A 2,507-nucleotide genomic window follows, 5' to 3' on the forward strand; every position below is an offset into this window, starting at 1 on the left:
GGCCCCCCTACCCCCCCCGCCGGGCCGCCCCCCCCCCCCGCCCGGGGGGGCCCCCGCCGCTCGCCCGCTACCGCTTGGCCTCGTGCTTGGCCATCTGGGGTCGCTCGCCCTTGCCGACCTTGCGCAGCGCGTCACGGAGCTGCTCCTCGGTCATCTTGGAGTTGCCCTCGATGCCCGCGTCGTGGGCCTGCTGACGAAGATCGTGCAGCTTCTCCCGGTCACCCATGTCGACCTCCCCGTGGGTGCGATGGCACTGGCTTGTCCGCGCGCCACTGTCGCCCGCCGCCTTCCCGCGCGGGGTGGCCGCAAACGGTGGTGCAGACCCGCGTGATATCGAGCCCCGTCAGCGAAACAGCCCCGGCCGTGGCAGAGGGGCTGCGCGAGTCGCGGGGTACGCGTCCTCGTGCAGCCCCTTCGGGGTGCCGGTCAGACCTGGGTCACGACTCGAAGGCGCCGAGGTCGGCCTTGCCGTTGGAGCGGGTCCGGTCGGTGTTGTCGGTTTCGGCAGTCAGGGTGCCGCAACCGGCGTTCATGGCGGGGCTGTCCGGGCGCAGCCGGAAGTCACCGGCGGCCGGGTTGACGAACTTCGGGTCGCCGGCGATCAGATTGCAGTCGGCGACGACCTTCTCGCTGCCCTTCGCCCGACCGGGGGTGCCGGAGACGCTGAACGGCTTGTGGCCGGGTGCCGAGACCGAGACGTTGTTGAAGAACCGGATGTTGTTTGCCCAGCTGGCGTTCAGGTCGCGGTCGCCGATCTCCGGGCTGACCGAGTTGTGGTACGTGGTGTTGTGCACGACGTCGACGTTGTCGCTGGAGAAGATGTGCACCCCGCCGCCTCCGTTGCGGAAGGCGACGTTGTTCTCGACCAGCGTCCTGCCCCGGTACGGCGCGATGTTCCGTGCCTTGATCTGGCTGTTGCGGTTGTCGTCGACGATGATGCCGTTGCCGTCGGTGATGTGCGGCGTGGGGCCGGAGTCGAGCCACGGGATGTAGTTGCGGTTACCGCTGACCGTGTTCTGCCGAACGATCATCTTGTAGCCGGTGTTGCCGTCGATGTCCCGGCTGTGCAGGAGCGAGATACCGCTGGTGCCGTACACGGTCCAGTGCGAGGTGCCGGTGACGGTGTTGCGCTCGATCGTCACGTAGTCGGCCTCCTTGGTGGAGATGCCGCCGCCCGGCACGTCGCGTACGACGTTGTCGCGGATGGTGACGTGGTGCGGGATCTGGTCCGGCTTGCCGGTCGGCGCGACGATGTAGATGCCGTTGCCGTTGGTGATCGGGTTCAACCGGTTGTTCTTCTGCGACTCCGCGTACGCCCGGGTGATCTCCTTCGCGTTGCCCTCGATGGTCAGGCCCTGCACGATCACGTGAGGGGCCTGGACCTGGATGCCGCTCCAGTTCTTCACCTTGATGAGCGGCTTGTGTCCGGGGTGGGCGGCGATGGTCACCGGCCTGCTCGCGGTGCCGCCCCTCTTCACGGTCACCACGTTGGAGTTCGCGTTGCCGTTGGCGTAGGTGCCGTTCATGACCAGAACCGTGTCGCCGGGCTTGGCGAGGTCGGCGGCCTTCTGCAGGGTCCGCACCGGCTGAGCGGCGGAGGTGCCGGAGCGCTTGTCGTCGCCGTTGCCGGACACGAACAGGTAGCGGCCGGTGGTCGGCGGCATCGCGCCGGGTCGGGGCGTCGCCGGGACCGGCTTGCTGACCGAGGGTGACGGCGTCGGCGTCGGCTTCGACGGGGACGGCTTGCCGGGCGTCGACACGCCGCCGTCGGTGACGGTCAGCGTGATCCGCAGCGGCGTGCCGGCGCGGCCCCTGCCGTACTGCTCGCTGTACGGGGTCATCACGATCGTGTACCTGCCGGGCTTCGGCTTCCAAGGGTAGATGTCGCCCCTGGTCGAGTCGCCGGTCAGCACGTACGGGAAGAAGCTCTCGGTCTGGGTTCTTCCGCCCTCGACGGTGAACCGGACGCTGCCACCGTTCGCCGACGGGAACGCCTGCACGCTCAACTCGTGCGTGCCGATGGCGCCCAGGTCGACGGTCTGCTCGCCGGACAGGTTGCCCCGGCCGGCCACCGGCTTGTCGGTGGCCGCGTCGATCAGCACGGCCGAGCTGATCGACGGACGGTCCTCGGCGGAGGCGACCGCGACGCCGGCGACGCCGGCGGCAACCACCGACGCGCCCATCAACGAGGTGACCAGGAGCCGCCATGACCCGCCCCGTCGAGCCGGCGGGATCGACCCGTGTGCGCGGTGTATCGGCACGATTTCCTCCATGCAAATGACGGTTCTCAGGAAAGTGGATTGCAGCCGCTCGGGCGCTATCCGCTTTCAGAGGCTATGCAGCCAGAAGACTCCGTGTACACCTGAGAATGTTTCTCTAAGATGTTCTTAAGCTTGTCCCCGATTTCTGGCCCACATTGTGAGGCACTCGCCATCGAATTTCTGTAACGGACCGCGGAGGTGCTCGATCGTGGCTCAAGCGGTCGCTGCCTGCGGGATATTCAGCGG

The 2,507-nt window shown here is 68.0% G+C and carries 2 protein-coding genes; both read right to left on the minus strand.

Annotated elements, in window-relative coordinates; translation table 11 throughout:
• Positions 1–67: 67 nt before the first annotated feature.
• Entirely contained in the window at positions 68–226 is a 159-nt protein-coding gene (locus AB0I76_RS06085) for a hypothetical protein (RefSeq protein ID WP_357030448.1), read from the minus strand.
• Between the two features lie 211 nt (positions 227–437).
• Positions 438–2,273, minus strand: a complete 1,836-nt coding sequence (locus AB0I76_RS06090) for a right-handed parallel beta-helix repeat-containing protein (RefSeq protein ID WP_357030450.1) — start codon at positions 2,271–2,273, stop codon at positions 438–440.
• Between the last annotated feature and the right edge of the window lie 234 nt (positions 2,274–2,507).

The sequence above is a fragment of the Micromonospora sp. NPDC049799 genome, from assembly GCF_040656655.1.
Taxonomy (GTDB): Bacteria; Actinomycetota; Actinomycetes; order Mycobacteriales; family Micromonosporaceae; genus Micromonospora.